The sequence below is a fragment of the Derxia lacustris genome, assembly GCF_002105195.1.
Lineage (GTDB): Bacteria > Pseudomonadota > Gammaproteobacteria > Burkholderiales > Burkholderiaceae_E > Derxia > Derxia lacustris.
In genome coordinates, this window is the sequence record NZ_MUHU01000005.1 from 1 (window position 1) to 1,730 (window position 1,730).

2 protein-coding genes are annotated in these 1,730 nt (G+C 74.0%); both read left to right on the plus strand.

Annotated elements, in window-relative coordinates:
- Positions 1-274 precede the first annotated feature (274 nt).
- The gene (gene ompR / locus B9P64_RS05705; RefSeq protein ID WP_085315272.1) at positions 275-997 is read left to right on the plus strand and encodes an osmolarity response regulator transcription factor OmpR; all 723 of its coding nucleotides are present in this window, start codon (positions 275-277) and stop codon (positions 995-997) included.
- Positions 997-1,730: HAMP domain-containing protein (locus B9P64_RS05710; protein WP_139826166.1), on the plus strand; the 734-nt coding region annotated here is incomplete at its 3' end. The genes ompR and B9P64_RS05710, both read left to right, overlap by 1 nt.

Below are 1,730 nucleotides of genomic sequence, written 5' to 3' on the forward strand. Positions count from 1 at the left end.
GCGCAGCGACGGCACCGAGGGTGAGGGCGGCGCCGACGCGGCGCAGAAGGGCAGGGGCGATGAACTTGGTCATGGCAGGCATCCGTTGGGGTTGACGACGCAAGCCACTCTGGCCGCGCCGTGTTGGCGCGCGGTTAGCCCGGGCGGCGCATGTGTCGGCGCGTGTTGCGGCGGCGCGGTTTTGAAATCCGCTGAAACCGAGCCGCTTTCCGGCCGACGGCGCGCGGGCAGGGCGCGATTAGCATCGGCCCGGTCCATCCCTCACCCACCCGCCATGACCGACACCGCCGCCCGCCTGCTCGTCGTCGATGACGAAGCCGAGCTCTGCGCCATGCTCCAGCGCTACCTCGGCAGCCAGGGCCATGAGGTGCGCACTGCCGCCGACGCCAGCCAGATGGACCGGCTGCTGCTGCGCGAGCGCTTCGATCTGCTGGTGCTCGATCTGATGCTGCCCGGCGAGGACGGTCTCGCCATCTGCCGCCGGCTGCGCGCCGCTGGCGAGACGCTGCCGATCCTCATGCTCACCGCGCGCGGCGATCCGGTCGACCGCATCGTCGGGCTGGAGATGGGCGCCGACGACTATCTGCCCAAGCCGTTCAATCCGCGCGAGCTGCTGGCGCGGGTGAACGCCATGCTGCGGCGTCAGGCCATGAGCGGCCGGGCGCCGCTGGCCGCGCGCGCCGCCGTGATCCGGTTTGGCGAGTACACGCTCGATCCGGCGGCGCGCCGGCTGCTGCGCGGCGAGCTGCCGGTCACGCTCACCAGCGGCGAATTCGCGCTGCTGCATGCGCTGGCCAGCCATGCCGGCCGGCCGCTCGGGCGCGAGCGGCTCATCGAGCTGGCCTACGGCCCCGACCATGACGCCGGCGAACGCAGCATCGACGTGACCATGCTGCGGCTGCGCCGGCTGATCGAAGCCGACCCGGCCGCGCCGCGCTGGTTGCAGACGGTGCGCGGCTACGGCTATGTGTTTGCGCCCGACGGCGCGCCGCGCTGATGCCGCCGCGCCCGCGCCTGATTCCGCAAACCCTGTTCGGCCGCAGCCTGCTGCTGCTTGGCGCGCTGGTGGCCGTGGCCCAGCTCGGGCTGGCGCTGTTCTATCTGGGCGCGGTGCAAAAGCCGCGCATGGAGCGCTACCTCGACAGCGTGCAGGCCGAGGCGCGCGCCGTGGGTCTGGCGCTGGCCCGGCTGCCCGAGGCCGAGCGCGCCGGCTATCTGGCCGAGCTGGCCGGCGATGGCGGCCGGCGCCGCTTCGTGACCGTGGCGCCCGGCATGGCCTCCGACCGCTTCGGCGATCCGCTGGTGGGGCTGCTGCTGCGGCGCTTCATGGCACGCATCGGCGCGGGCGACATCGTCTGGCAGCGCCAGCCCGAGCGGATGCTGTGGCTGCGTCTGCGCGACGCGCCCGCGCCGATGTGGATGGGCGTGGCGGTCGGCGGCGTGCTCGCCGACGTGTCCACCTTCGTGCTGGGCAGCGCGCTGGTCGGCTCGGTGCTGGCGCTGGCCGGCGCCTTCTCGATACAGCGGCGCATCAACCGCCCGCTGGCCCGGCTGGCCGATGCCGCCGCCGACGTGGCCGCCGGCCGCGCGCCGCCGGTGCTCGACCAGGACGGCCCGGCCGAGATCGCGCTGGTCGCCGCCAGCTTCAACCGCATGGCCGCCGCGCTCGACAGCCACGACCGCGAGCGCGCGCTGATGCTGGCCGGCGTGTCGCACGACCTGCGCACGCC

Excerpts from the sequence above, each read along its gene's own strand:
- ompR (WP_085315272.1), top strand. The coding sequence starts at position 275 with ATGACCGACACCGCCGCCCGCCTGCTCGTCGTCGATGACGAAGCCGAG.